At 39.1% G+C, this 25,406-nt stretch carries 24 protein-coding genes; 22 read left to right on the forward strand and 2 right to left on the reverse strand.

Features of this window, described 5'->3' with window-relative positions; genetic code table 11:
- The first annotated feature begins 9 nt into the window (after positions 1–9).
- From AB1498_06035 to galT, 22 genes are all read left to right on the forward strand, one after another.
- Positions 10–291, forward strand: a complete 282-nt coding sequence (locus AB1498_06035) for a hypothetical protein (GenBank protein MEW6087847.1) — start codon at positions 10–12, stop codon at positions 289–291.
- Entirely contained in the window at positions 257–1,567 is a 1,311-nt protein-coding gene (locus AB1498_06040) for an ATP-binding protein (protein MEW6087848.1), read from the forward strand. The genes AB1498_06035 and AB1498_06040 overlap by 35 nt, the downstream gene beginning before the upstream one ends.
- Before the next feature lie 8 nt (positions 1,568–1,575).
- Positions 1,576–2,982, forward strand: coding sequence for a HAMP domain-containing sensor histidine kinase (locus AB1498_06045; protein ID MEW6087849.1), 1,407 nt, complete (start codon positions 1,576–1,578; stop codon positions 2,980–2,982).
- Between the two features lie 12 nt (positions 2,983–2,994).
- Complete coding sequence (locus AB1498_06050; protein MEW6087850.1) at positions 2,995–3,357, forward strand: response regulator; 363 nt, start codon at positions 2,995–2,997, stop codon at positions 3,355–3,357.
- Positions 3,358–3,442: 85 nt separating this feature from the next.
- The gene (locus AB1498_06055; protein MEW6087851.1) at positions 3,443–5,569 is read left to right on the forward strand and encodes a bifunctional (p)ppGpp synthetase/guanosine-3',5'-bis(diphosphate) 3'-pyrophosphohydrolase; all 2,127 of its coding nucleotides are present in this window, start codon (positions 3,443–3,445) and stop codon (positions 5,567–5,569) included.
- 120 nt (positions 5,570–5,689) lie between these two features.
- On the forward strand, positions 5,690–6,955 hold the full coding sequence (locus AB1498_06060; protein ID MEW6087852.1) for a 3-isopropylmalate dehydratase large subunit: 1,266 nt from the start codon (positions 5,690–5,692) through the stop codon (positions 6,953–6,955).
- Positions 6,956–7,005: 50 nt separating this feature from the next.
- Positions 7,006–7,509, forward strand: a complete 504-nt coding sequence (locus AB1498_06065) for a 3-isopropylmalate dehydratase small subunit (GenBank protein MEW6087853.1) — start codon at positions 7,006–7,008, stop codon at positions 7,507–7,509.
- 110 nt (positions 7,510–7,619) lie between these two features.
- Positions 7,620–8,702, forward strand: a complete 1,083-nt coding sequence (locus AB1498_06070) for an isocitrate/isopropylmalate dehydrogenase family protein (GenBank protein MEW6087854.1) — start codon at positions 7,620–7,622, stop codon at positions 8,700–8,702.
- Positions 8,703–8,735: 33 nt separating this feature from the next.
- A complete protein-coding gene (locus AB1498_06075; protein ID MEW6087855.1) occupies positions 8,736–10,004 on the forward strand; it encodes an ATP-binding protein in 1,269 nt (422 codons plus the stop codon).
- Positions 10,005–10,029: 25 nt separating this feature from the next.
- On the forward strand, positions 10,030–10,971 hold the full coding sequence (gene mdh / locus AB1498_06080; protein ID MEW6087856.1) for a malate dehydrogenase: 942 nt from the start codon (positions 10,030–10,032) through the stop codon (positions 10,969–10,971).
- 11 nt (positions 10,972–10,982) lie between these two features.
- Entirely contained in the window at positions 10,983–12,191 is a 1,209-nt protein-coding gene (locus AB1498_06085) for an RNA-binding domain-containing protein (protein ID MEW6087857.1), read from the forward strand.
- Positions 12,188–15,271, forward strand: coding sequence for a HEAT repeat domain-containing protein (locus AB1498_06090; protein ID MEW6087858.1), 3,084 nt, complete (start codon positions 12,188–12,190; stop codon positions 15,269–15,271). The genes AB1498_06085 and AB1498_06090 overlap by 4 nt, the downstream gene beginning before the upstream one ends.
- Before the next feature lie 26 nt (positions 15,272–15,297).
- Positions 15,298–15,831: a DJ-1/PfpI family protein gene (locus AB1498_06095; protein MEW6087859.1), complete on the forward strand. Its 534-nt coding sequence runs from the start codon at positions 15,298–15,300 to the stop codon at positions 15,829–15,831.
- A 52-nt stretch (positions 15,832–15,883) separates the two neighbouring features.
- Positions 15,884–16,723, forward strand: coding sequence for a fumarate hydratase (locus tag AB1498_06100; protein MEW6087860.1), 840 nt, complete (start codon positions 15,884–15,886; stop codon positions 16,721–16,723).
- A 42-nt stretch (positions 16,724–16,765) separates the two neighbouring features.
- Positions 16,766–17,725 (forward strand): class II fructose-bisphosphatase, encoded by a 960-nt coding sequence (glpX, locus tag AB1498_06105; GenBank protein MEW6087861.1) that lies wholly within the window; start codon positions 16,766–16,768, stop codon positions 17,723–17,725.
- 77 nt (positions 17,726–17,802) lie between these two features.
- Positions 17,803–18,573, forward strand: coding sequence for a biotin/lipoate A/B protein ligase family protein (locus AB1498_06110; GenBank protein ID MEW6087862.1), 771 nt, complete (start codon positions 17,803–17,805; stop codon positions 18,571–18,573).
- Between the two features lie 10 nt (positions 18,574–18,583).
- A complete protein-coding gene (locus tag AB1498_06115) occupies positions 18,584–19,435 on the forward strand; it encodes a DMT family transporter (GenBank protein ID MEW6087863.1) in 852 nt (283 codons plus the stop codon).
- A gap of 94 nt (positions 19,436–19,529) precedes the next feature.
- Positions 19,530–19,763 carry an addiction module protein gene (locus AB1498_06120; GenBank protein MEW6087864.1) on the forward strand — a complete coding sequence of 78 codons (234 nt, stop codon included), beginning with the start codon at positions 19,530–19,532 and terminating at the stop codon, positions 19,761–19,763.
- Positions 19,760–20,065 carry a type II toxin-antitoxin system RelE/ParE family toxin gene (locus tag AB1498_06125; GenBank protein ID MEW6087865.1) on the forward strand — a complete coding sequence of 102 codons (306 nt, stop codon included), beginning with the start codon at positions 19,760–19,762 and terminating at the stop codon, positions 20,063–20,065. The genes AB1498_06120 and AB1498_06125 overlap by 4 nt, the downstream gene beginning before the upstream one ends.
- 31 nt (positions 20,066–20,096) lie before the next feature.
- Positions 20,097–22,007, forward strand: coding sequence for a 1,4-alpha-glucan branching protein GlgB (glgB, locus tag AB1498_06130; GenBank protein ID MEW6087866.1), 1,911 nt, complete (start codon positions 20,097–20,099; stop codon positions 22,005–22,007).
- Between the two features lie 69 nt (positions 22,008–22,076).
- Positions 22,077–23,582 (forward strand): 4-alpha-glucanotransferase, encoded by a 1,506-nt coding sequence (malQ, locus tag AB1498_06135; GenBank protein MEW6087867.1) that lies wholly within the window; start codon positions 22,077–22,079, stop codon positions 23,580–23,582.
- A gap of 119 nt (positions 23,583–23,701) precedes the next feature.
- Entirely contained in the window at positions 23,702–24,721 is a 1,020-nt protein-coding gene (gene galT / locus AB1498_06140) for a galactose-1-phosphate uridylyltransferase (GenBank protein MEW6087868.1), read from the forward strand.
- 27 nt (positions 24,722–24,748) lie between these two features.
- On the opposite strand, the gene AB1498_06145 is transcribed toward galT, so the two are convergent.
- Together AB1498_06145 and AB1498_06150 are read right to left on the reverse strand one after the other, a co-directional pair.
- Positions 24,749–25,132 (reverse strand): type II toxin-antitoxin system VapC family toxin, encoded by a 384-nt coding sequence (locus AB1498_06145; protein ID MEW6087869.1) that lies wholly within the window; start codon positions 25,130–25,132, stop codon positions 24,749–24,751.
- Complete coding sequence (locus tag AB1498_06150) at positions 25,129–25,335, reverse strand: AbrB/MazE/SpoVT family DNA-binding domain-containing protein (protein ID MEW6087870.1); 207 nt, start codon at positions 25,333–25,335, stop codon at positions 25,129–25,131. The genes AB1498_06145 and AB1498_06150 overlap by 4 nt, the downstream gene beginning before the upstream one ends.
- Positions 25,336–25,406 lie beyond the last annotated feature (71 nt).

Consider the following 25,406-nt stretch of genomic DNA (forward strand, 5'->3'; position numbering starts at 1 on the left):
GGATGCAGGATGTCTTACGAAAAGATTTCTATTCCCGACTATGAAATTATTGAAAGATTAGGAGAAAGCCCTCAATCAGTTGTTTACAAGGCCTTCCATAGAAAAGACCTGCGGAAATTACTCGCAATCATGGTACTTAATGCCAAAGCACTGAGAATAAGTTACTCTGTTGAATATCAGAAATTACATTTCAGGCAGAAAATAAAGAGACAACGTTTTGAAACGGCAATGGCTGGTCCTTTGCCCCTGGGTTGTTATGACAAAAAAGTCAAATATAAAACAAAATATTGATATAGATTATCTTATAAAATCCAGCCTTACTATCCCCGCTGAGACAGAGAAAAAGGTTGTCTTGCATAAAATAATGAATGTTGTTTTGAAAAGTTCAGGGGCTCAGTCCGGATATTTGATTATGGCAGAAAATGGCGAATTGATCATACGGGCGGGAAGCTGTCCGGGTGAGAAAAATACGGTAAAAACGCTCAATCTGAAATTTGAAAATTGCAGTTATTTATGCCATGCAATTGTCCGTTACGTACAATGCAAAAAAGAAACGCTAATCCTTGAAAATGCTTCTAAAAAGGGAAAATTTAAGGACGATGCCGAGGTTTTGGATATGAAATTAAAATCGGTTTTATGCATTCCTGTGATTAATCAAAACAATTTAATCGGGATACTATATCTTGAGAACCGCCTGTCAGATTCGGTTTTTACAAAAGAGAGGGTGGATTTGACAAAGTTATTTACTTATGAAGCCGCTATTTCTCTTGAAAACTCGAGATTATTGGAAAAGATGAAACAGGCGGAAGGCGAGCTTAGCCGGCATCGTGAACATCTGGAAGAAATGGTCAGGGAACGGACGGGACAATTGCAAAAAACACAGGAAAATTTACTTATTGCCAAACGGCTGGCTTCACTCGGGAAACTGGCCGGAAGTATTTCTCACGAGATACGGAACCCTCTTAACGTTATAAGCACTTCGGCATATTATCTTAAAATGAAACTAAATATAACGGACGAAAGGATAAGAAAACGTATTGAATTTATCGAATCCGAGGTAAAAAAAACCATTAATATTATTGATACGGTTTTGAGCCTTTCCGGCATGAAAGAACCGAAGAAGGAACGCATAGGTATTGTTAATACTTTAAACGACGCTGTTAGTGATTCAAAAATACCTGATTCTATTGAAGTGGTTAAAAAAATACCTTCTGATGAAATTTTTATATTCGCGGATGAAGAACAGCTCAATATTGCATTTACCAATATTATAAGAAATGCCATGGATGCGATGAATAACAAAGGCAGGCTTGTTTTAGAAGTTGAAAAAACAAATGATGAAAATGTGAAAATATCATTTAAAGATACAGGGCCGGGTATAGAATATGAAAATATTGATAAGCTGTTTCAGCCTCTATATACTACTAAAGCGCGCGGGTTCGGTTTTGGGCTTTCAATATGTAAAATGATTGTTGATAAACATAACGGCAGGGTTGAAATCAATTCCAGGCGCGGTAAAGGGACAACTGTTATTTTAATATTCCCGTTGGAACCGGTTTTGAAATGAGGACATATATGTTGCTGGACTTCTTTACTTATAATTTAACTATAATATTTTTTGTATACGGCCTGGCGTTTTATGTCATGGGTGTGTCTATTTTAATCCAGCCAAGGAAAGAGGAAAGCAGTTTCAAGCTGTCGGAATTTGTATGGCTTTTGGGCGCGTTTGGAATAAGCCATGGAATAAACGAATGGCTGGATATGTTTATTCTTGCAACGAGTTATGATTTAATAATATGGAGGGAAATGCGGCTGGCTCTTTTGACTGTTTCATTTGTATTTTTATTTGAATTCGGCCTCAGGTTAAATTGTTTTAAAACCAGATTTTTTGACTGGCGGGTTACCCTTTTTATGTGCGCGGTTACAGCCGTTTTTATTTTTACATCCGGGGATGAACCGGCTATCTGGACCAGATATTTTTTAACCCTCCCGGCTGGTTTGTTGTCGGCGTTTGGATTTTTCCGGTATTACCGTGAAAATTCACATTACTTAAAAAAATTCAACGTAGGCAAATATTTTTTATGGGCGTCTGCCTCTGTCGGGGTTTATGCAGTTCTTGCCGGAGTTATTGTTCCGAAAGGAAGCTTTTTCCCGGCGTCTCTTGTGAATAATACTTCTTTTTTAAAATTTTTTGGAATACCTGTTGAGATATTCAGGGCAATCTGCGCTATTATTTTATCTCGCGCTGTATGGAATATCCTGCATATTTTTAACCGTGAAATTATTTTAAATCTGAAGGACAGCCTCGAAAAATTGGCGCATTCTGAAAATCTCGCGGCCATGGGAAAATTCGCGGGCATAATGGGGCATGAGTTTAGAAACCAGTTGAGTGTGATGAAGAGCTCTTTGTATTTTTTGAAAATGAAATTTGGAGACGGGGACAATAAAACAAAAAAGCATTTAGAGAGATTGGATAAACAAATCGCGGAGGCAAATACTATCATTGAGGATATTTTAATGTTTGCAAAAAGCCGCCAGATAGATTTTAAAGATGTGGATATCAGAAATATTTTGCTGACTACTGTCAGCTCGGTTCAAAAAGATGAAAAAATTAAAGTAATTACAGAAATAGATAAAAATTTACCCCATATAAAAGGAGATGAAATAAAGCTTGGTAGGTGTTTCTGGAACATTGTTTTAAATGCCGTGCAGGCAATGGATGGCGCGGGGAAATTACTTGTATCAGCCGATACAACGGGTAATTTTGTAAATATTTTATTTAAAGATACGGGGTGCGGCATAAAACCAGATGATATGGAAAGGGTTTTTGACCCGTTTTTTTCCACCAAAAAAGGAGGAACGGGGCTTGGACTTGCCATATGCAGGACTGTAATAGGGGCGCATAACGGCATAATCGATATTAAAAGTGAATTTGATAAAGGGACAACTGTTAAAATAACACTTCCGATTGTTCAAAACTAAAGGAGGCAAATTGTGGCAACAAAATTAAAAGTGCTTATTGTAGATGACAATGAAAGATTTTGCAACAATATTGTGGATATTCTTGAGTTAAAAGGCTATGATATTTCAGGTGTTTACGACGGGTATCAGGCTGTCGAGGCCGTTAAAAAACAAAAATTTGATATTGTGCTTATGGACATTAAAATGCCAGGGATGAATGGCGTTGATACAGTGAAAATGTTAAGAACCATTGACCCTGACATTAATATTGTAATGATAACGGCCTTTGCCGATGATAGTGTTTATAAGGATGAATTAAAAAATAGCAACCTGAAGATCATGCAGAAGCCAATGGACATTGATAAATTATGTACGGTGCTGGAATCTTTAAATTGAAAACCCCGCTGAATGGCCCCTTGCTTTCATGGATTCCCATAAATTAAACTTTGACATCTTTTTTTTTTTAGGGTATATTTATTTTATGAATTTGCAGAATTTATTGGAAAAAATCCAGGAGATCAACCCCCACGCTGATTTGACCCTTGTTAAACTTTCCTGTAATATCGCTGAAAAGACCCACAGGGAGCAGAAGAGGGAATCAGGTGAACCATATCTTGTCCATCCTCTTCGCGTGGCGGAAATTTTAGCCAACTGGGATATGGATATTGTTACTATTTCCGCCGGATTACTGCATGATATTCTGGAAGAGTCTTTGATTAAACCCGAGGAAATCAGAAGATACCTGGGGGACGAGGTTACACATTTAGTGGAGGGTGTAACTAAAATAAGCAAGCTGGAACTGCCTTCTTTTGAAGAGCGCCAGGCTGAGAACCTGCGCAAGATGCTTTTGGCCATGACCCAGGATATTCGTGTTATTCTTATTAAATTGGCGGACCGTCTTGATAATATGAGGACTTTGGAATTTTTATCCCCTCAAAGGCAGAAAAAGATCGCGCAGGAGACCCTCGATATTTACGCGCCCATAGCCCATCGCATGGGTATGGGAAAGGTTATGTCTGAACTCGAGGACTTGAGCTTCAGGATATTAGAACCAAAAGGCTATAATGATTTAAGTGAAAGAGTAAATAAAAAAAGAGAAGAAAGAGAAAATAAAATCCAGGAGATTATAAATAACATTACGAAGAAAATGGAGGAAGTGCATATTAAGGCCAGGATAACAGGCAGGGCAAAGCATTACTACAGCATATATAAAAAAGTGCATAATGAAGGCAGGAATTTTTCAGATATTTATGACCTTACGGCAGTGCGTATCATAACAGAGTCGGTCAAGGATTGTTACGCAGCATTGGGAATTGTTCATACCATGTGGAAACCCGTTCCCGGCCGGTTTAAAGATTATATAGCCATGCCGAAATCCAATATGTATCAGTCCCTGCATACTACGATATTGGATAACCACGGGGAGGCGTTTGAGATCCAGATTAGAACGGAAGAAATGCATAAGATTGCGGAATATGGTATAGCCGCACATTGGAAGTATAAAGAGAAAAAAGGTGTTGCTGAAAGTGATGACCAGAAATTTGCATGGATTAGCCAGCTCCTGGAATTGCCTCCTGATAAAAAGGATCCGAATGAACTGATTCGCAGCCTCAAGGTGGACCTTTATCAAAACGAGGTTTTTGTTTTTACCCCTAAAGGCGCCGTGAAAAATCTCCCTCAGGGATCAAATGTCATAGATTTTGCATACGCGGTCCACACGGACGTAGGGCATAATTGTGTTGGTGCAAAGGTAAACGGCAGGATTGTGCCTTTAAAGTATAAATTAAAGAACGGAGACATTATCAATGTTTTAACTATGCCGACACACCGTCCCAGCCGTGACTGGCTGAAGATAGTCAAGACAAGCAAAGCCCGGACCAAGATCCGGCAATGGTTTAAATCCCAGGCGGAAGATGAGACTATAAACCAGGGTAAAGAAATTTTAGAGCGTGAGCTGAAAAAGGAAAATACAAACCTTGCTAATTATATAAAATCCGGCGAACTTTTAAAGGTTACCCAGGAGTTTAAACTTAAAAATATTAATGAGCTTTTTACAAATGTTGGTTACGGAGAATTGTCTGTCCGGCAGGTAATTAACCGCCTTTTACCTAACAGGGTTTCTATAAACGCAAAGACCGGCGCGCCTTTTAAAAAGGAATCCAGCGGGATAGTAATTGAAGGCATGGATAATTGTCTTGTTCATTTCAGCCGCTGTTGCAGCCCGATTCCCGGTGATTCAATAGTGGGTTTTATCACCCGCGGCCGCGGGGTTTCCATACATCGCAAGGATTGTCCGAATTTGTTTAGTTTCAGTTTACAGCCGGAGAGAAAGGTCAACATCAAATGGGATTCAGCGAAGGTTTCAACTTATGAAGTAAATATAGATATACTTGCGTATAACCGGGTCAAATTGCTGGCTGATATTTCTTCGGCGATATCCGAGATGGATACTGCTATCAATTTTGCTTCTGCGCAGGCGGTGCAGAATAATTTAGCCAATGCAAGATTTGTGGTTGAAATAAAAAATCATGACCACCTTAATCAGGTAATAGAAAATATCAAAAAGATTAAAGATGTAATTAAGGTTACAAGATCGGAACCGAAATAGCGCTGAAAAGGGGAAGGCTGAAGGATAAACCTGATATTGAAATTGACAATCGCGAGGTTTTTTTATAAAATCAACAGTTTTAAATGAAAATTAATTAATTGTTTTTTGAAAAGGAGAAAAATGGGAAAAACAATTGCTGAAAAGATATTTAGCAAAAAAGGCGGGCAGGATGTCCATGCGAAAGATTTAGTCCTGGCTGAAGTCGATTTTTGCATGGGGCAGGATGGGACATCAGGCATTATTATTGATTCATTCCGTGAAATGGGGGCAAAGAGGGTTTTTAACCCTAAAAAAACCGCGTTTATAATTGACCACAGCAGTCCCAGCCCCAACATGGGTGTTTCCGCGATCCATAAAAAAATGCGTGATTTCGTCAATGAACAGGGGATTATTCTTTATGATATAGGGTGCGGGGTCTGCCATCAGCTTCTTCCGGAAAAAGGCCATATTGTTCCCGGCGACCTTGTTATCGGAGCGGATTCACATACATGCAGTTACGGCGCGATAAATGTGTTTTCTACAGGCATGGGTTCAACGGATGTCGCGGTTGGTATTATTTCAGGAAAAAATTGGTTCAGGGTCCCTGAGACAGTTAAGTTTATTTTTAAAAATCAGTTAAAAAATGGTGTTTACTCAAAGGATTTAGCCTTGTTTATAGCGCGCCGGACAGGCGCGGACGGTTTGACTTACATGGCGGCGGAATATACAGGGCACGCAATTGATAAACTTTCGGTGGAAGCCAGGTTTACAATCTGCAACATGGCCATTGAGATTGGTGCGAAGGCGGGAATAATGGACGCAGATGAAAAAGTTATTAATTGGGTTAAAAAAAGAACAAGGAGAAAATTTGTTCCTGTTAAAGCGGACAAAGACGCAATTTACGCGGATGTGATGGAGTTTGACGCGGGTAAAATTGTTCCGCAGGTGGCGAAACCGCATGCCGTTGATAATGTTGTTGATATCGATGACGTTAAACAGATTGAAATTCAACAGGGTTTGATCGGGACTTGCACAAACGGGCGCCTGGAGGATTTACAGATTGCCGCGTCAATTTTAAAAGGCAAAAAGATAAAAAAGGGACTTCGTCTTATTATTACGCCCGCGTCCAGGGAAGTGTTTATGGAAGCGATGAAAAAAGGCGTTGTGGCAAGTTTACTTGAATCTGGCGGGACTTTTGTAACGCCCGGTTGCGGGCCGTGCGTAGGGACGCATAACGGGGTGCCATCGGACGGTGAGCGGGTAATTTCCACGGCAAACCGTAATTTCAAGGGACGAATGGGAAACCCGAATTCGGAAATTTATCTTGCGTCCCCGGCGACTGTAGCCGCGTCGATGCTGACAGGAAAAATTACGGACCCGAGAAAATACATTAAGAAGACCGTTTAAACGGTTTGAACGGTTTAAACAGTTTAAACCGTTAAGACATTGGAGGAATAATGATTTTACAAGGCAAAGCGCGCAGATTCAAGCAGGACGATGATATTAACACGGATTATATAATTTCAGGGAGGTATAAATTCAAGATCCAGAAGCCCGAAGATCTGGCGCAATATGTTATGGAAGATTTGGACCCGGATTTCAAAAATCGCCGCAAAACGGGAGATTTTATCGTCGCAGGTAAAAATTTCGGATGCGGCTCATCCCGGGAACAGGCGCCGCAGGCAATTAAATACGCCAAAATAAACGCGGTTATAGCAAAATCCTTCGCGAGAATATTTTACCGCAACAGTTTTAATATCGGGCTTCTTTTGATCGAATGTAACACAGACCAGATAAAGGAAAATGATGAACTGTTTCTGGACCTTGAAAAAGGCGTTCTGAAGGATGTTACTCAAAATTTGGATATTAAAATAAAACCCCTTCCCGCGATCATGGCGAAATTGCTGGAAGACGGCGGGATCATTAATCATTTTAAAAAGCACGGGGGATTCAAGCTTTAATAACGGTTTAAACCGTTTAAACTGTTTAAACGGTTCAAACGGTTTGAAAGTTGTTTTAAAAATATTCAATGGCTAATTAATAACCAATGAGAGGAAAGACGGGAGAAAAAATGGCATATAGAGTTACATTGATTCCCGGCGACGGGGTCGGCCCGGAATTGACAGAGCTGACTGTAAAATGTATTGAGGCGACAGGTGTTAAAATAGACTGGGAGGTTGTAGATGCCGGAGAAAAGGCCTTGAAGTCAGAAGGGACACCCCTTCCCCAAAAGGTGCTGGAGTCTATAAAGAAAAATAGAATAGCTTTTAAAGGTCCTATTACAACGCCGGTTGGAACTGGTTTCCGAAGTGTGAATGTAAGTTTGCGCAGGGAGCTCGACCTGTATGCGTGTCTTCGTCCATGCAGGACATATCACGGAGTAAGGTCTAAATACGAAAATATCGACCTTGTTATTGTCAGGGAAAACACTGAGGATTTATACGCTGGAATAGAATTTGAACAGGGGAAGGAAGCCACATTGGATATTATCAGCCGGATAGAAAAACTGAGCGGCGCGAATATCAGGAAGGATTCAGGGATATCAATAAAACCCATATCTGTTTCTGGGACTGAGCGTATTGTAAAATTCGCGTTTGAATACGCATCAAAAAATAACCGTAAAAAAGTTACCGCGGTCCACAAGGCCAATATTATGAAATACAGCGACGGCTTGTTTTTGTCCATTGCGAGAAAAGTGGCGGAGAAATACCCCGGCGTAAAATTTGAAGACAGGATAGTGGATAATATGTGCATGCAGCTGGTGCAGAAGCCTGAGCTTTATGATGTGCTGGTACTGCCGAATTTATACGGAGACATAATATCCGATTTGTGCGCCGGGCTGATCGGTGGATTGGGAGTGGCTCCCGGTGCCAATTTCGGAGACGACATGGTTTTATTCGAACCGGTGCACGGCAGCGCCCCGAAATATAAGGGATTAAACAAATCAAATCCGGCCGCGATGATTCTGTCCGGCGTGCTTATGCTGAAATATATGGGGGAAGGGGCAAGGGCGGATAAACTGGAAAACGCGGTCAGCGAGGTGATCAGAGAAGGCAAGGCTGTGACTTATGACCTGAAAAACAGCCCAGCGGATCCGGGAGCGGCCGGGTCAAAAGAAATGGCGGATGCCATAATCGGCAAAATAAAAGGATAGCCACAGGCGGCATAACGAAAGATTTAGGACAAAATGAAAGACAGAAAAATATTAAATAAAACTTGTGAAAACAAGATATCAAAACACACAAGAGAATTCACAGAAATTAATAAAGAACTGCTTTTTGAAAAAAACAAGTTTGAGGCTATCCTCTCGAGTATGGCAGACGGGCTGTTTACAATAGACGATAAATTTTGCATAACCTCTTTTAACCGCGCGGCTGAAGAAATAACGGGTTATAAGAAAGAAGAAGTGATCGGCAAGCCTTGCAGGTATGTAATTCACGGGGAATTGTGCCATCGTGTTTCCTGCGCGCTTAATAAATCCAGAAAAACAGGAAAACCCCATCTTAATGTAAGGACTTTTATCAAAAGCAAGAAAGGCGGGCTTATTTATATTTTAGCCAGCACCTCAGTTTTAAAAGACAAAGACGGAAATTTTATCGGCGGGGTAGAAACTTTTCACGATATGACTGAATTGTATAAGATAGAAAGAGAAAAAAACAAATTAATCGCCGAATTGCAGAATATAAATAAGGAACTTGACCGTCTGAATAAGATAAAGACGGAATTTATTTCAGTGGTATCTCATGAATTACGGACACCTTTGACTGCTATCAAGGGTTATAGTGAATTGCTGAAAAACAATAAATATGGAAAAATTACAAACACTCAAAATAAGATATTAAGTTTAGTTATAAAGAAATCCGACCAATTGAATAAACTTATTGTTCAATTGCTTGATCTGTCCAGGATTGAACTGGGGAAATTTGAACTTAAAAAAGAACCCGTCGAACTGGACAAAGTAATTGAAAATTCTTTAGAGAATTTTCAGTCTATTATAAAAGAAAAGCAGATAAAATATAAATTGAATTTACTAAAAGAGCCTGTTTGGGTTATTGGAAATAATTTAAGATTGATTGAAGTTATGGATAATCTTATCGGAAACGCCGTAAAATTTACCCCCTCTAAAGGCAGGATAACTATCAGTTTTAGAAAATTACAGGGGAATATTGAAGTTTCTGTCCAGGACACGGGACAGGGTATTCCAAAAGAGGAATTTAACAACATATTCGAGAGTTTTTACCAGATTGATAGTTCATCCACCCGCAAATACGCGGGAACAGGATTGGGTCTCGCTATTGTAAAACATATTATTAACCGTCATAACGGGAAGATATGGGTTGAAAACGAGTTGAATAAAGGAAGCAAATTTATTTTTACACTTCCTATGGCTGAAAAAGAAAGTATAGTCAAGATACAAAATATTCTCGGAGGAGAAACAAATAAAAGACGGGTATAATATACGATTAAAGGAGAATAAAAAAATGAAGGACGGGGTAAAAATCAGTATCATCGGCGCAGGGAATGTGGGGGCAAGTGCGGCCCTTATGTGTTTGATGAAAAATTTAGGAGATGAAATAGTCCTTCTTGATATTGTTCCGGGTGTCCCACAGGGGAAAGCCATGGATTTAAACCAGTCAGCCTCGGTTTTTGGGTTAAAAGGAAAAATAACCGGGACAAATGATTATGAAGATATTTCGTGCTCTGATTTAATAGTTGTAACAGCGGGTTTCCCGCGCAAGGAGGGGATGACAAGGTTTGATTTGCTTAAAAAAAACGCGGGTATAGTCCTTGATGTCGCGGAGAATATCAAAAAATATTCGCCCGGCAGTTTTGTCATACTGACGACAAATCCTCTTGATGTAATGTCCTGCCTTTTCTTTAAAAAATCGGGGTTTTCTAAAAACAAGGTAATAGGCATGGCTGGGATTTTGGATACGGCGAGGTTTATTTATTACCTGCAGAAGGCCGTGAAAGTTCCCAGAGAAGTAATTTCCACGGTTGTTCTCGGTGTTCACGGTGAAAACATGGTACCTGTTGAAGAGCACACAAAAGTCAATGAAATTCCCTTGACAAAAATTTTATCGCATGATGAAATAGAAAAAGTGGTTTTTTCTACAATGCAGGGCGGGGCGGAGATAATAAAAAACCTTAAAACGAGCGCCTATGTGGCCCCTGCTGCAGCGGTGGTACGCATGATAGAAGCGATACTTAGAGATAAAAACGAGGTCCTTCCTTGCTCGGTCTATTTAGGTGGAGAATACGGTTATAAGGAAATATTTCTGGGTGTTCCTGTCAGACTCGGTAAAAACGGTGTTGAAGAGATAATAAAACTTTCCTTGTCGGAAGAAATCAGAAAAAGACTAGATAAATCTGTGGAAGAAGTAAAAAACGGGATCAAGGAATTGGAACAAATAATTTTATAATAAGGGGTAATATGAAAAAATCTGAATTATTGGAGCTTATAAAACAAGGTGAAAGTTCTACCGTTGAATTTAAAGAAGAAAATATTTCTCCTGATAAACTTGCACGTGAAATCATAGCCTTTGCAAATAGCGATGGGGGATTTATTTTAATAGGTGTTGATGATAATGGAAAAATCAAGGGAATAAAAAAAGATGATATTGAGGAATGGGCAGTAAATATTTGCCGGAATAATTGCAGTCCGTCACTTATTCCCATTTATGAAAAAAATATACTTGATGGTAAAATTATTGCTGTTATTAAAATCCCAAGGTCAGAGGGTATTATACACAGGTCGTTAGACGGGCACTATTATATTCGGGTCGGCACAACGGTAAGGGATGCCACTCCTCAGGAACTTGCACGGTTATTTCAGAGATCAAAGGTTGTTCATAATGATATTCTTCCTGTATACGGCGCGTCAATATCAGATATCGATGATGCAAGGATAGAGTATTATTTCACGCAAAAATTAAGTATTGACATTAAAACCTACAATGAATCAAAGGAAAGTCTATTGGAGAATATAAAGGTTCTGATTAAGGTTGACGGAAAAAATTATCTTACAATGGCAGGACTGCTTATTTTTGGAAAATTTCCGGAGAGATTTTTAACCCAGTCAGGAATAATCGCAGTCAGGTTCAGGGGTAACGAAATGGATTATGATACCCTGGACAGGAGGGAGATTAAAGGGCCGCTTGTAAATCAATATAATGCAGATGGTAATATTTCGTCTCTTGGCATAATTGATCAGACAATAGATTTTATTAAAAGAAATACATCGGTAACATCCAGATTAGAAGATATAAGAAGGATAGATACCCCCCAGTATCCAATTGAACCAATCAGGGAAGGCATTGTCAATGCCATTGCCCACAGGGATTATACAATTTCCGGAGCAAAAATAAGGGTTTTTGTATTTCCTGATAGAATTGAAATCTATAGCCCGGGTAAACTTCCGAACACAGTTACAATAGAAAATTTAAAAAGGACTGCCCATTATACCAGAAATCCGGAACTCTATAAATTTCTTGCCCATTATGGTTATGCAGATGATATTGGCCTTGGGATACCAAAAAAAATTATAGGAAAAATGAAAGAATATAAATCCAGAGAACCTGAATTTATAGAAAGCGGTGAAGAATTTGTTGTGACACTTTTTGGTAAAAAGGATAATCCATGAATGACCTTTTATGGTGGAAAAGTTTAGAGGATGGGAAAGAATACCTGTTTTCATTTCTTTTTATTGACAGGGCTAAGAGTACAAAAGATCCTAAATATTACAATGAAGAACAAGCTTCGAAACGTGCAGAGTTATTTCACAAGGTTGTACAAAATATTGCAAATTCATTTAACGGCCGATGTCTCGAATGGCATGGTGACGGCAATGTGATATTTTTTTATACATCGGACGCTTCCAATATTTTTGAAAAGAGCAATATTCTTTCAAAAAAAGCCGTTGAGGCAGGTCTTTCCATATTTCAGGAATTAATATTACAAAAAGAAGAAGAATTTAAGGAAATAAAGGCGTATATAAGCATTAATGTTGGAATGCTTGAGTTTAAAAAAGAAATGGGTCGGATAAAAAGCCGCGATCTTGACATCACAGGGCATATGTTAAAGGTATGCCCGGAGGCAGGTATATTGATTCATGAAGAAGTATATAAAATCCTGACAGACGATTTAAAAGAAAAATTCAGGTATTTAGGCACAACCTCAGAAGATTTTACCCCTGTTTTTGTATACCCAAGACAAAGAGAAATACCTCATAATAAAATTAATATGTTTATTCCACAAGACAAAGATAAATATAGAGAAAAAGAGTTATTTCTTAATTTTATAAGGGATAAATATTCAAAAATAATACCAAGGGGATTCCGACAGGAAAATTTAATTTCCGTTAATTTATTTGATATTTATTCACCTTTGAAGGTTAGGCAAAGATATGAAAAAGAGATAGCAGATTTTTCAAGTATAAAAGATCAGAAAATTATAGAATCGATAAATTTGCCTTCTGACCATCCTATAACACTTTTTAAAACTGTTGAAAAATCCGCTCCAATTAATATACAGGATGTTGTTAAAAAAAATAATCATTTTATTATTTTAGGTTCTCCAGGAAGTGGTAAATCAACGTTTATTAAATGGCTCGCATTAACCTGTGTAGCGGGTAAGATAAGCAGTTTTTATGGAATTGGTATATTGGAATCTTTGATTCCTATACCTGTTTCAATAGGCCATCTTTCAGAAATTTGGCAGGACAATAATAAAAATATAGGAGTTCTTGAGGCGATTAAGATTTATTTTAGCACCCTGAATTATAATATATCAGACTTTATTGATGAAGAATTGGAAAACGGGATGGTTATATTCCTTTTTGATGGCTTAGATGAAGTGTTATCTGATATTGATAGAGATGATATTTCTTTATGGCTTGAAGATTTTGTAAAGAGATATTCAAAAAATCGGTTTGTAATTACAAGTAGAATCGTAGGATTTAAGGGGTTTTTTTTGCAAAGTGATAAGATATATTTAATTGAAAATTTAGTTATTAATGAAGCAAAACCAATAATAAAAAAATGGATGACTGCGATTGAATATAGTTTGAATGGCGTAAATGATGTATCAAGAGTAAATGCTAATGATGAGGCAGATAGACTTATAAAGATTTTAGAACATAAACCCCAGTTTGAAAAATTTATTTCTAATCCATTTCTTCTTACGTTGACTGTACTTTTACATAGAAATGAAGCAGAACTCCCAAATTATCGTATCCAGATATTTGAAAGAATGATCCAAACTCTTGTTGAAACATGGCAACAAGCAAGGAGTTTGGGTGGCATGAGCCTCAGGACTCTTCGGATGGATTTTAGGACAGAAGCAATACCAATTTTATCACCATTAGCTTTATGGATACATAAAAATTTTCCAGCAGGTATAGTTCCGGAAGAAGAAATTAAAGAATTTATAAAAGACAAATTAAATGAACTGGGAGTATCTCGTAATGAAATTGATAAAGCAGTTGATAATTTTTTTAATAAACTGAGAATTGGTACCGGTCTTCTTGAGGAAAAAGGTAAAGGCCTCTGGGGGTTTATGCATCAATCATTTCAAGAGTATTTATGCAGTATAGAACTTGTAAGGGATGAATCTTATGAGGCCAATTTTAGAAAATATAATTATGATCCCCGGTGGGAAGAGATTTTTATCCTTGTGGCAGGAGAACTTGGAATAACGCAGGCAAATACTAAAAAGGTGTCAAAATTTATAGAAATAATTGTGCAAGGCATAAACGATCCAATTAAGGATAAAATTCTTAAAAAAAATATGCTTCTCGCGGGTAAGTGTTTAGTAAGTAGCGCAAATATAAATATTAAACTGGTAGAAAGGATAATAAATTTTTATAAAGAAAATCTTTTTAGTAGTGATATTAATAATTTAAGAAAACGTCTTATTGATATACTTTGTGACATGATGAACATAAAAATTGTTTTTGAAAATATCAGAAATGAAATATCATCTAAATTAAAAATTGAAGAAAAAAAAGATTTTGCAATTAATGCTATAGGTCATCTTGGCCTAAAAGAGGAATGGGCAATAGAAGCTATAAAAAGAGGATTAAGAGATGATAGTTCATGGGTTAGAAATTCCGCGATTGATGCTATAGGTCATCTTGGCCTAAAAGAGGAATGGGCAATAGAAGCCTTAAAAAGCGGACTGGAAGATGATAACCGCTGGATTCGACGTTATACGATTTATGCAATTGGTAGACTAAGTATAAAAGAGAAATGGGCAATAGAAGCTATAAAAAACGGGTTGCAGGATGCAGATTATTTGGTTAGAAATTCTGCGATTGATGCTATAGGTTATTTTGATTTAAAAGAGGAGTGGGTAATAGAAGCTATAAAAAATAGATTAAGAGATAGAGATCGATGGATTCGGCAATATACAATATATGCAATAGGACGGCTTAATATAAAAGAGGAATGGGCAATAGAAGCTATAAAAGAAGGGCTACAAAATACAGATTATTTGATTAGAAATTCAGCAATTGATGCTGTAGGTCATCTTGGTATAAAAGAGGAGTGGGTAATAGAAGCTATAAAAAGCGGATTAAAAGATGATAGAGTTAAACGTTCTGCAATTGATACCATAAGGCGTCTTGATATAAAAGAAGAATGGGTACTTAATGCATTGGTCGAAAATTTTAAGGAAAAAGACTTAAAAAATTATGTTTATGAAACCTTATGGGAATTGGTATAATTACTAACTTATAGGGGGGCTTACCAATGGGGAAAATAGATGGTAAAAAAATACTTATTATTATTGCCTCGAATAATTTCAGGGATGAAGAATACAGCCGTCCCCGGTCGGTTTTTGAAAAAGAGGGCGCGAAGGTTACAGTCGTCTCATCAAGTTTAAATGTATCAGCAGGTGTTAAAGGGATGGAAAGGGTAAAACCTGATATTCTTATTTCCGCTGCCGATGTTTCTGATTATGATGCAGTAATGTTTGTAGGAGGGGCGGGCGCAAGGGAATATTTTAACAGCGCGGCGGCCCATAAAATTGCAAAAGACGCCCTTGAAAAAGGCAAAATATTGAGCGCTATCTGCATCGGGCCTGGAATTTTGGCGTACGCCGGGGTCCTGAAGGGGAAAAAGGCCACGGTTTTTTCTTCTGAAATAAACACAATCAAATCAAAAGGCGCGATTTATACAGGCAATCCTGTTGAAAAAGACGGGAAGATTATTACGGCAGACGGACCTGAAGCGGCGTATGAGTTTGGAAATGAGATTGTAAATGCGTTAATGCGTAAAGCGTAAAAATTTAAATTTGTAGAAATGTATATGCAGTTAAACGCATCAAAAAATGAATATGAAAACAATACACGCAGAGCAAATTGTATCCGAAGTTTCAAAGTTATGGCGGGAGGCTAATTTTTATCTTAATGAAGATATTATTGGTGTACTGAAAAACTCATTAAAAAAAGAAAAAAATATCCGGGCAAAAGATGCCTTAAGAGTAATATTGAAAAATGCGGGATTAGCGCGAAAAGAAAACCGTCCCATTTGTCAGGACACCGGTTTTCCTTTGGTTTTTTTGGAAGTCGGGCAGGATGTGAATATTAAAGGTGATTTGCATAAATCAGTAAATCAGGGTATAAGGGAAGGGACAAAAGAGGGGTTTTTAAGGCCGTCGGTGGTTGATTGTCCTTTTAACCGAAAAAATACAGGCGATAATACACCGGCAGTAATTCATTGTGAAATTGTTCCCGGGGATAAAGTCAAAATTTTTGTGGCGGCAAAAGGAGCGGGGAGTGAAAACTGTTCAAAAACAGCAATGTTGCTGCCTACGGCAGGTGAAAAAGAAATCGAAGATTTTGCCGTTGAGTCAGTTAAAATAGCAGGGTCAAATCCGTGCCCGCCGATTATTGTCGGCCTGGGAATCGGCGGGACCCTGGAAAAAGCAGTTTTACTTTCCAAAAAGGCGTTGCTAAGGCCCTTGAATAAAAAAAATCCAGATAGAAATTTGAACAGACTTGAGGTAAAATTGTTGCAGAAAATAAATAAATTAGGCATTGGACCAAATGGTTTTGGAGGAAAAACGACTGCGCTTGGAGTAAGAATTGAAAGATTTCCATGCCATCTTGCAAGTTTGCCTATAGCGATAAATATTAGCTGCCATGTGAACAGGCATAAGGAAACTGTCATATAAAAAGTAGAACTTATTACTCTCTACTTCTGAAAGGAGGATTTCATGGATAGAAATTTGGCATTAGAATTTGTCAGGGTAACGGAAGCGGCTGCACTGGGGTCAGCGAAATGGATGGGGATGGGGAATGACAAGGCTGCAGACCAGGCGGCAGTAGATTTTATGCGCCGCGCATTTTCCGCGATTAGTTTTGAAGGTACGGTTGTTATCGGCGAGGGTGAACGGGATGAGGCGCCTATGCTTTATATAGGTGAGAAGATAGGGAATGGAAACGGGCCAAAACTTGACATTGCGATTGACCCGCTTGAAGGGACGACCTTAACGGCCCAGGGCAGGCCCAACGCTATCTCTGTTGTGGCGGCAGCCCCGAGCGGTTGTTTTTTAAATGCACCTGATACTTATATGAAAAAAATTGCGGTTGGACGCAGTGCATCAGGGGTAATAGATATTAATGCGCCTGTAAAGGATAATGTTAAAGCGGTTGCGAAAAAACTCGGGCGTGACATAGAAGAGGTTACGGTTGTTATTTTAGACAGGCCCCGACATGCGGACATTGTCAAGGATGTCAGGGAGCTTGGCGCAAGGATTTGCCTGATCCAGGACGGGGATGTTGCTGCTGCGATTGCTACGGCATTCCCTGAGGATTCGGGGATTGAAATGCTTATCGGCATAGGCGGTGCGCCAGAGGGAGTATTGGCGGCGGCCGCGTTAAAGTGTCTGGGCGGGGATATGCAGGGACAGTTAAGCCCGAGAAATGAAGAAGAAATTCAGCGCGCACACAAGATGGGAATTAAAAATATAAACAAGGTTTTTACGATAAATGAATTGGCAAGAGGCGATGATATTATGTTTGCGGCCACCGGAGTAACTAATGGTTCATTCCTGAAAGGGGTGCGGTTTACTGCAGAGGGAGCGATAACTCATTCTGTTGTTATGAGGTCAAAAACCGGGACTGTGCGCTATATTGAGGCACACCACAAATTTGCGAAAAAACCGGTATATTAAAAAACGCAAAAAGCATAGAGCATAGCGCAAGAAATTTATACTTATACTTTCACTCTATGCCCTATGCCCTATGCACTATGCAAAATTCCTGGCGTTTACTACTTCTTTCAGAAAATAATCCTTATCTGAACATGGCTGTAGATGAGGCTGTTCTCTTAGCTCACAGCCAGAAAAAAACACAACCAACACTGCGTTTTTACACATGGGACCCTCCCTGTATTTCATTGGGTTATTTTCAGAAGGCAGCCGAAGAAGACAGGAAAAAATGGCAGGGATTAAATGTCCCTTTTGTCCGCAGATTAAGCGGCGGCAGAGCGGTCTTCCATAATCATGATTTGACATATAGTTTTACGATTCATGAGGACTATAATCTGCTTCCAAAGAATATTATTCAATCCTGCCAGATAATAGGCCAATGCCTGTATAAAGGCCTTAATTTTTTTGGAATAAGCGGGAAATTGCTGGAGATAAATAATCTGAGGCAGAGAGCGGAAAAGAAAGGGCGGGAGACAAAAGATTGTTTTAATGTATTTTCAAGCGGGGAGATACTTTATGCCCGCAGAAAATTAATCGGGAGCGCCCAGGTCAGGAAAAAAGGTGTAATTCTGCAGCATGGATCAATTCTGATGAATTATCCGCCGGTATTAGGAAATACAGAATCATTAAGAACGATAACACTCAAAGAAATTCTTGGCCATGAAGTGAAACCGGAAGAGATTATTCCTTGCATTATAAAAGGTTTTGAAAATATATTTAATGTTAAATTTGAAAATGTTTGCCTGACAGATGAAGAAAAAAAAACAGCCAAAAAATTAGAGCTGGAATATAGACAAAGGGGAATAACTTGAAAGTTAATTTATGAATGATTTGAAAAAATGGTATTTGCTTTTATCTTCAATTTTGTTCGCGGTCATGACTTTTTTTATAAAAATGGTTTCCGGGCAAATCCCCGCTTATGAACTGCTTTTTTTCCGTTTTTTCGGCGGCGCAGCGGGTTGCCTTTTGGTGGATAAATCTTGTTTTCGTTTTTCCCATGGCAGTTTTAAAATACTTTTTCTGCGAAGCTTGTATGGAACTATTGCCATGTTTGCTTTTTTTTACGCCCTCGATTTTTCGCCGATAAGCCGCGTAGCGGTCCTGCATTTCAGTTATCCTGTTTTTGAAGTATTTTTTTCGGCTTTATGGATGAAAGAAAGGCCCCAAAAAATTATTTATATTTCCTTGCCTCTTTCATTGGCCGGGATTTATTATATGGGTAATCCTGTAAGCGGTTTCAATATTGGAGATATACTTGCCCTTTGCTCCGGGATTTTTGGCGGCCTTGCTGTTGTGGGTTTACGGCAGGCGAGAATAGTCAATTCTTCCGCGACAATTTATTTTTATTTTTGTATTTTTGGAATGTTGTCCACTATTATTCCATCCGCCGCCCGCTGGGTCACTCCTCCAAAAACAAGTTTATGGCCGATTTTTTTTGTTGTTTTTTTGGGAGGCATTGGACAGCTTGTTATGAATTACGCTTATAAATTTTCAAAATCAGGAGAAGGAAGCATAATTACCATTTTTACAATAGTTTTTATTAACCTTATGGGTTTTGTTTTTTTAAAAGAAGAAGTTACCGCCCGGCTTTTGACAGGGGAATTGTTAATTGCCGCTTCAATATTTTTACTTTTTCTGAAAAAGAAAAAAGATAAAGAATTATTTTTGGAATAAAATGTGTTAAATGTCCCTGATTTGATTTTTTGTTTGGAGAATTAAAGGAATAAAGGTATAATTAATTTGTAGGTTTTTTTAAGGAGGAATACCTATGAGTACGGTAACAGCAGGCTTAATGGAAAAGATATTATCACTGCCGATTGAAGAAAGAGTGTCATTAGCTCAGCGGGTATGGGACAGTGTGGAGCATTTTGTTAATCCAGAGATTGAAAAGGCGTGGTTGAATGAAGCAGAAAGAAGATGGCAGGAGATTGAACAAGACCGAATACAATGTATTTCGGCGGAAAAAGCAATGAAAAAAGCAAGAGCCAGCTTAAAAAAATGATTTTAAATTATCATCCGGACGCAGTTGAGGAACTTATTAATGCCGCTCAGTTTTATGAATCCCGCCAAAATAATCTAGGTCATAGATTTCTCGATGCCGTTGATACTGCTTTAAAAACTATCAAAAAAAATCCTTTAATTTGGCAATCAGATAAATTAGACAGAAGAAAATGCCCTGTGAAAAAGTTTCCCTATCTTCTTATATATAAGTTAAACAATAGGATTGTTTATATTTTAGCTGTAGCTCACACAAGCAGAAAGCCGGATTATTGGAAGTCGAGAGATAGACAAAAGGAATTGTGAATAAAATTTATATATGGTATAGTATTAAACTATGAGCGAAGAAATAAGTTTATTTTCAGATTACGATATACATCTTTTTAAAGAGGGTAATCATTTTACGATTTATGAAAAATTGGGCTCTCATTTGATGAACGTTAATGGTGTTGACGGGGTCTATTTTTCTGTCTGGGCGCCTAATGCCGAATATGTTTCGGTCATAGGAGATTTTAACGGGTGGAACGCCGGTTCAAATAAGATGTCCCATAGAAAAGACGGGTCAGGCATCTGGGAAGTTTTTTTGCCCGGGGCCGCCAGGGGCGCCATTTACAAATATCATATCGTTTCGAAATATCACAATTATAAGGTTAACAAGGGAGACCCTTATGCGTTTTACTGGGAAATCCCCTCAAAGACCGCGTCGCGCGTCTGGGACCTGGATTATAAATGGAACGATGAGTCATGGATGCAGAACCGGGTTGATTATAACAGTTTGAACGCTCCCGTTTCCATTTACGAAGTCCATCTTGGTTCGTGGAGAAGAATTCCTGAAGAAAAAAACAGGTTTCTGACATACCGGGAATTAGCGCCTCTCCTCGCGGATTACGTCAGGGCGATGGGCTTTACCCACGTGGAATTTTTACCTGTCATGGAACACCCGCTTTACCGTTCATGGGGGTACCAGACTGTGGGTTATTTCGCCCCGACAAGCCGTTACGGCACACCGCAGGATTTTATGTTCCTTGTTGATTACCTGCACCAGAACAATATAGGAGTGATACTTGACTGGGTGCCTTCCCATTTCCCGTCGGATGAACACGGGCTTTCGTATTTTGACGGGACCCATCTTTATGAACATTCCGACAGGCGGAAGGGTTTTCACCCGGACTGGAAGACCCATATTTTTAATTACGGGAGGGGCGAGGTAAGGAATTTTCTCATAAGCAACGCCCTTTTTTGGCTGAAAAATTATCATATAGACGGAATCAGGGTTGACGCGGTAGCGTCGATGCTTTACCTTGATTACTCGCGCAAAGACGGCGAATGGCTTCCAAATGAGTACGGCGGCAGGGAAAATATAGAGGCGATAAATTTCTTAAGGCGGTTTAATGAGGTTGTTTATGGCAATGTCCACGGTGTGCAGACTTTCGCCGAAGAATCCACGGCGTGGGCCATGGTTTCGCGCCCCGCGCATATGGGAGGCCTGGGATTCGGCATGAAGTGGAACATGGGATGGATGCATGACACGCTTGAATATTTCAAAAAAGACCCGCTTCACAGAAAATACCACCAGAACGATATCACATTCAGCATGTGGTACGCCTTTACGGAAAATTTTTTACTGCCGTTTTCACATGATGAAGTGGTCCATGGCAAGGGTTCTTTATTTGGGAAGATGTCGGGAGATATATGGCAGAAATTCGCGAACCTCCGGCTTCTTTTAGGGTATATGTTTACGCACCCGGGCAAAAAACTTTTGTTTATGGGAGATGAAATCGCCCAGTGGAAGGAATGGAATGAATCGCACAGCCTGGACTGGGATGTCCTGAAATATTCCACTCACCAGGGCATAAGGGCCTGGGTCCGCGACCTGAATTATTTTTACAGGAATGAACCCGCGTTATACGAACTTGATTTTGAACTTGAAGGTTTTAAATGGATTGATTTCCGTGACGCGAGTAACAGCATAATAAGTTTCCTGAGAATGGGGAAAACCGTGGACGATATAATCCTTGTTGTTTGTAATTTTACGCCGATCGTCCGGCATAATTACAAGGTTGGTGTGCCGAAGGACGGGTTCTGGAAGGAAGTTTTGAATAGCGACGCGGCATATTACGGGGGAAGCAACCAGGGAAATCTGGGTGGCCTTGACGCTATTGAATTCAATATGAATAATATGGATTATTCCCTTTCACTGACTTTGCCGCCGCTCGCGGTTTTGGTGTTTAAGAAGGAAGCGGAATAATCCTGACTTGCTGTCAAATATAAAGTATATTAATCATGCTTTTTTAACAACCGATAATAAAAACATAACATGTCAAACCGGAAAAGCGGGATACTTTTACATATAAGTTCACTTCCATCTCCATACGGGATAGGCGATTTTGGGCCTGAGGCCTATAAATTCGCCGATTTTCTTTTTAATACAAAACAGGGTGCCTGGCAGGTTCTGCCGTTCAGTCCCACGGACCCTGTTTTCGGCAATTGTCCTTATAACAGTATTTCAGCCTGCGCCTGCAACACGCTTTTTATAAGTCCTGACCTTTTGGCGAAGGAAGGATATATAAACAAAAAAGACCTAGCTTCGAAACCGGAGTTCCCAAAAAATAAATGCGATTATTCCAACGCGGGTTTATATAAACAGAAATTGTTTGAAGCGGCGTATCAAAAATTTAAATCAAGAAAAATAAATCATGACGGGTTTGAAAAATTCTGTTTTGAAAATTCGTACTGGCTGGATGATTTTTCCCTTTTTGTGTTTATAAAAAGAAATTATAAGGGTAAAATCTGGTATGAATGGCCGGATTCGCTAAAAAGCAGGGATAAAAATGTTTTATCTAACATTACATATGAATACAAGGGTGAATTGGAAAAAGAAAAATTTTTACAGTATATTTTTTTCAGGCAGTGGATTTCATTAAGAAATTATTGCAACAACAGAAATATTAAATTAATAGGGGATGTCCCGATCTATGTTTGTTATGACAGTGTTGATGTCTGGAAAAACCATGAGTTGTTTAATCTTGATGAATCCCAAAAACCCGTTACAGTCGCGGGTGTTCCTCCTGATTATTTCAGCGCCACGGGGCAGTTGTGGGGGAACCCGGTGTTCCGGTGGGACGTTTTGAAGAACACAAACTATAAGTGGTGGATTGACAGGATAGCACACAATTTGAAACTTTTTGACAAAATAAGAATTGACCATTTCCGGGGATTTGAAGGATACTGGGAAGTCCCCGCCGGCGAGACAACGGCGATTAACGGCAGGTGGGTAAAGGCTGAAGGTGCGGATTTTTTCAGGGTGATAACGGAAAAATTTTCCGACAGGCCTTTTATCGCGGAGGACCTGGGTGTTATAACCGATGATGTCCGGGAAGTTATGAAACAATTTAACCTGCCTGGCATGAGGGTCCTGCTTTTTGCCTTCGGAGATGATAACCAGGACAACCCGTACCTCCCGCGTAATTTTATTGAAAATTGCGTGGTTTACACGGGGACCCACGATAATAACACGGTAAAAGGGTGGTTTAAAAACGAAGCGTGCCAGAAAGAAAAGGAAAGATTGTTCCATTATTTAGGGCATAAGGCAGGTTTGAAAAATGTCCACCTGGAATTTATCAGACTCGCGATGGAATCAATCGCGGACACGGTAATTTTTCCGATGCAGGACATACTCGGCCTCGGCAGTGAGTCAAGGATGAATAAGCCGTCAACTACAAAAGGAAATTGGGAGTGGCGGCTTTCACCGGAGCAAATTACCAAAGATATCGCCGGCAGGCTTTTAAAAATGACAGAGATATGCGGGAGAGGGAAATCATAAAGCGCGCCAGCGGGGCTTATTTAAATATAAGGTTAAAAATGTTTTGAAAATTTAAAAGTTAATTTAAGTAATTTGATTATAAACCGATAATTAATAATCAATATTATACGGGAGAAAACATGGGTGAACTTCGCAAAGATCCGATTCTGGAACGTTGGGTAATCATAGCGAGCGAACGGTCAAAAAGGCCGGGGGGATTTTTTAAAGAGGCAAGAATAACTGATAAAACAGATCCGGATAAATGTCCTTTCTGCCCGGGGCATGAATCAATGACTCCTCCTGAAATTTTCAGCCTGCGCGACCCGGGAAAAAATGGCTGGAAAACGCGGGTCATCCCGAACAAATACCTGGCGTTAAGCATAGATAACCCCTTTATAAAAAAAGGCAAAGGGATGTATGATATGATGACAAATTTCGGCGCTCATGAAGTTTTAATTGAAACTCCAAACCATGAAAAAGAAGCCAAAGACCAGTCAAAGGAAGAAATAGTTACATGGCTTTCTGTTCTGCAGCACAGGACGGAAGATTTATCCAAGGACCAGAGGTTCCGGCATCTTTTGATATTTAAAAATAAAGGGAAGGCGGCAGGCGCTTCATTGACTCATCCTCATCATCAAATTATGGCGACTCCCATAACGCCCAAAAGAGTAAGAGAAGAATTAAACGGGGCGTTTCATTATTATAGTATGAAAGAAAGATGCATTTTTTGCGATATTATCAACCAGGAAAAATCTGACGGGGAAAGGATTGTTTATGAGAATGAGGCATACATAAGTTTTTGTCCCTTCGCGTCAAGATTCCCTTATGAAATATGGATATTGCCGAAAACTCATGAGATTGATTTTTTCGCGAAAAGCGTAAATGATTCTTTGCATCTGCTGGCGGAACACCTTAAAATAGTTCTTCAGAAATTATCCGGTGTTTTAGGCGACCCGGATTATAATTATATTTTCCATAACTCGCCCAACAGGATACCACGAAGGGATTACTGGCATACTATAAAGGACGATTACCACTGGCATATCGAACTCCTGCCAAAATTAACGACAATCGCGGGTTTTGAATGGGGCACGGGTTTTTTCATAAATCCACTCGCGCCTGAAGATGCCGCAAAGGAATTAAGGGAAGCAAAAATATGAAGATGTGTGGAATATCATTGCTATTGATTAATTCTTTTTTTCAATATATTTTACGCCGGGCAGGTTTTTGAAATGTTCGTCCTGCGTCCATAAAATTGCCTTGTGTTTTAAAGTAACCGCGTAAATAAAGCTGTCTGCCATAGGGATTTTGTATTCATAACTTAGCCTGGCTGCTTTTATCGCGGTTGAATCGTCGATGTTTTCTATTTGATAGTTTTTAAAAACGGCTATAACCTGTAAAGCCCTGTCCTCGTCCGCTTCGACCAATATCTTTTTGAATATTTCATAAATTATTATTACCGGGATTATAATCGTGCTTGTTTTGTTTAAAATAACTTCGGCGAAGAAATCAGCACTTTTTCCGTCGGAAAAATATTCCAGCCAGCCGCTTGAATCAATTATAATATTCATGTCCTGTCATCTTCCCTTGAAATTTCAGTATTTATATTTTTCAAAAAACCGCGCATCGATTTTATATCTTTTTCTCTGATCATTTCGATCCTTTCTTCATAAGGAAGAATAATCATTTTTTCCCCTGACTTTAATTTATATCTCTTTCTGATGTTTTTTGGAATTACAACCTGAAATTTCGGCGATATTTTCACTGCCTCCATAAATTCTCCTTATCGATTGATATATTGTAATACGATTATATCATCGATTGCATAAATGTCAAGAGTTTAAA

It is taken from the genome of bacterium (genome assembly GCA_040754625.1).
Lineage (GTDB): Bacteria > JACRDZ01 > JAQUKH01 > JAQUKH01 > JAQUKH01 > JAQUKH01.

What these genes read in the sequence shown, in the direction of transcription:
- AB1498_06035 (MEW6087847.1), top strand. Translation starts at nt 10, where the DNA reads ATGTCTTACGAAAAGATTTCTATTCCCGACTATGAAATTATTGAAAGA.
- AB1498_06040 (MEW6087848.1), top strand. Translation starts at nt 257, where the DNA reads ATGACAAAAAAGTCAAATATAAAACAAAATATTGATATAGATTATCTT.
- AB1498_06045 (MEW6087849.1), top strand. Translation starts at nt 1,576, where the DNA reads ATGTTGCTGGACTTCTTTACTTATAATTTAACTATAATATTTTTTGTA.
- AB1498_06055 (MEW6087851.1), top strand. Translation starts at nt 3,443, where the DNA reads ATGAATTTGCAGAATTTATTGGAAAAAATCCAGGAGATCAACCCCCAC.
- AB1498_06060 (MEW6087852.1), top strand. Translation starts at nt 5,690, where the DNA reads ATGGGAAAAACAATTGCTGAAAAGATATTTAGCAAAAAAGGCGGGCAG.
- AB1498_06065 (MEW6087853.1), top strand. Translation starts at nt 7,006, where the DNA reads ATGATTTTACAAGGCAAAGCGCGCAGATTCAAGCAGGACGATGATATT.
- AB1498_06070 (MEW6087854.1), top strand. Translation starts at nt 7,620, where the DNA reads ATGGCATATAGAGTTACATTGATTCCCGGCGACGGGGTCGGCCCGGAA.
- AB1498_06075 (MEW6087855.1), top strand. Translation starts at nt 8,736, where the DNA reads ATGAAAGACAGAAAAATATTAAATAAAACTTGTGAAAACAAGATATCA.
- mdh (MEW6087856.1), top strand. Translation starts at nt 10,030, where the DNA reads ATGAAGGACGGGGTAAAAATCAGTATCATCGGCGCAGGGAATGTGGGG.
- AB1498_06085 (MEW6087857.1), top strand. Translation starts at nt 10,983, where the DNA reads ATGAAAAAATCTGAATTATTGGAGCTTATAAAACAAGGTGAAAGTTCT.
- AB1498_06090 (MEW6087858.1), top strand. Translation starts at nt 12,188, where the DNA reads ATGAATGACCTTTTATGGTGGAAAAGTTTAGAGGATGGGAAAGAATAC.
- AB1498_06095 (MEW6087859.1), top strand. Translation starts at nt 15,298, where the DNA reads ATGGGGAAAATAGATGGTAAAAAAATACTTATTATTATTGCCTCGAAT.
- AB1498_06100 (MEW6087860.1), top strand. Translation starts at nt 15,884, where the DNA reads ATGAAAACAATACACGCAGAGCAAATTGTATCCGAAGTTTCAAAGTTA.
- glpX (MEW6087861.1), top strand. Translation starts at nt 16,766, where the DNA reads ATGGATAGAAATTTGGCATTAGAATTTGTCAGGGTAACGGAAGCGGCT.
- AB1498_06110 (MEW6087862.1), top strand. Translation starts at nt 17,803, where the DNA reads ATGCAAAATTCCTGGCGTTTACTACTTCTTTCAGAAAATAATCCTTAT.
- AB1498_06115 (MEW6087863.1), top strand. Translation starts at nt 18,584, where the DNA reads ATGAATGATTTGAAAAAATGGTATTTGCTTTTATCTTCAATTTTGTTC.
- AB1498_06120 (MEW6087864.1), top strand. Translation starts at nt 19,530, where the DNA reads ATGAGTACGGTAACAGCAGGCTTAATGGAAAAGATATTATCACTGCCG.
- AB1498_06125 (MEW6087865.1), top strand. Translation starts at nt 19,760, where the DNA reads ATGATTTTAAATTATCATCCGGACGCAGTTGAGGAACTTATTAATGCC.
- glgB (MEW6087866.1), top strand. Translation starts at nt 20,097, where the DNA reads ATGAGCGAAGAAATAAGTTTATTTTCAGATTACGATATACATCTTTTT.
- malQ (MEW6087867.1), top strand. Translation starts at nt 22,077, where the DNA reads ATGTCAAACCGGAAAAGCGGGATACTTTTACATATAAGTTCACTTCCA.
- galT (MEW6087868.1), top strand. Translation starts at nt 23,702, where the DNA reads ATGGGTGAACTTCGCAAAGATCCGATTCTGGAACGTTGGGTAATCATA.
- AB1498_06145 (MEW6087869.1), bottom strand. Translation starts at nt 25,132, where the DNA reads ATGAATATTATAATTGATTCAAGCGGCTGGCTGGAATATTTTTCCGAC.
- AB1498_06150 (MEW6087870.1), bottom strand. Translation starts at nt 25,335, where the DNA reads ATGGAGGCAGTGAAAATATCGCCGAAATTTCAGGTTGTAATTCCAAAA.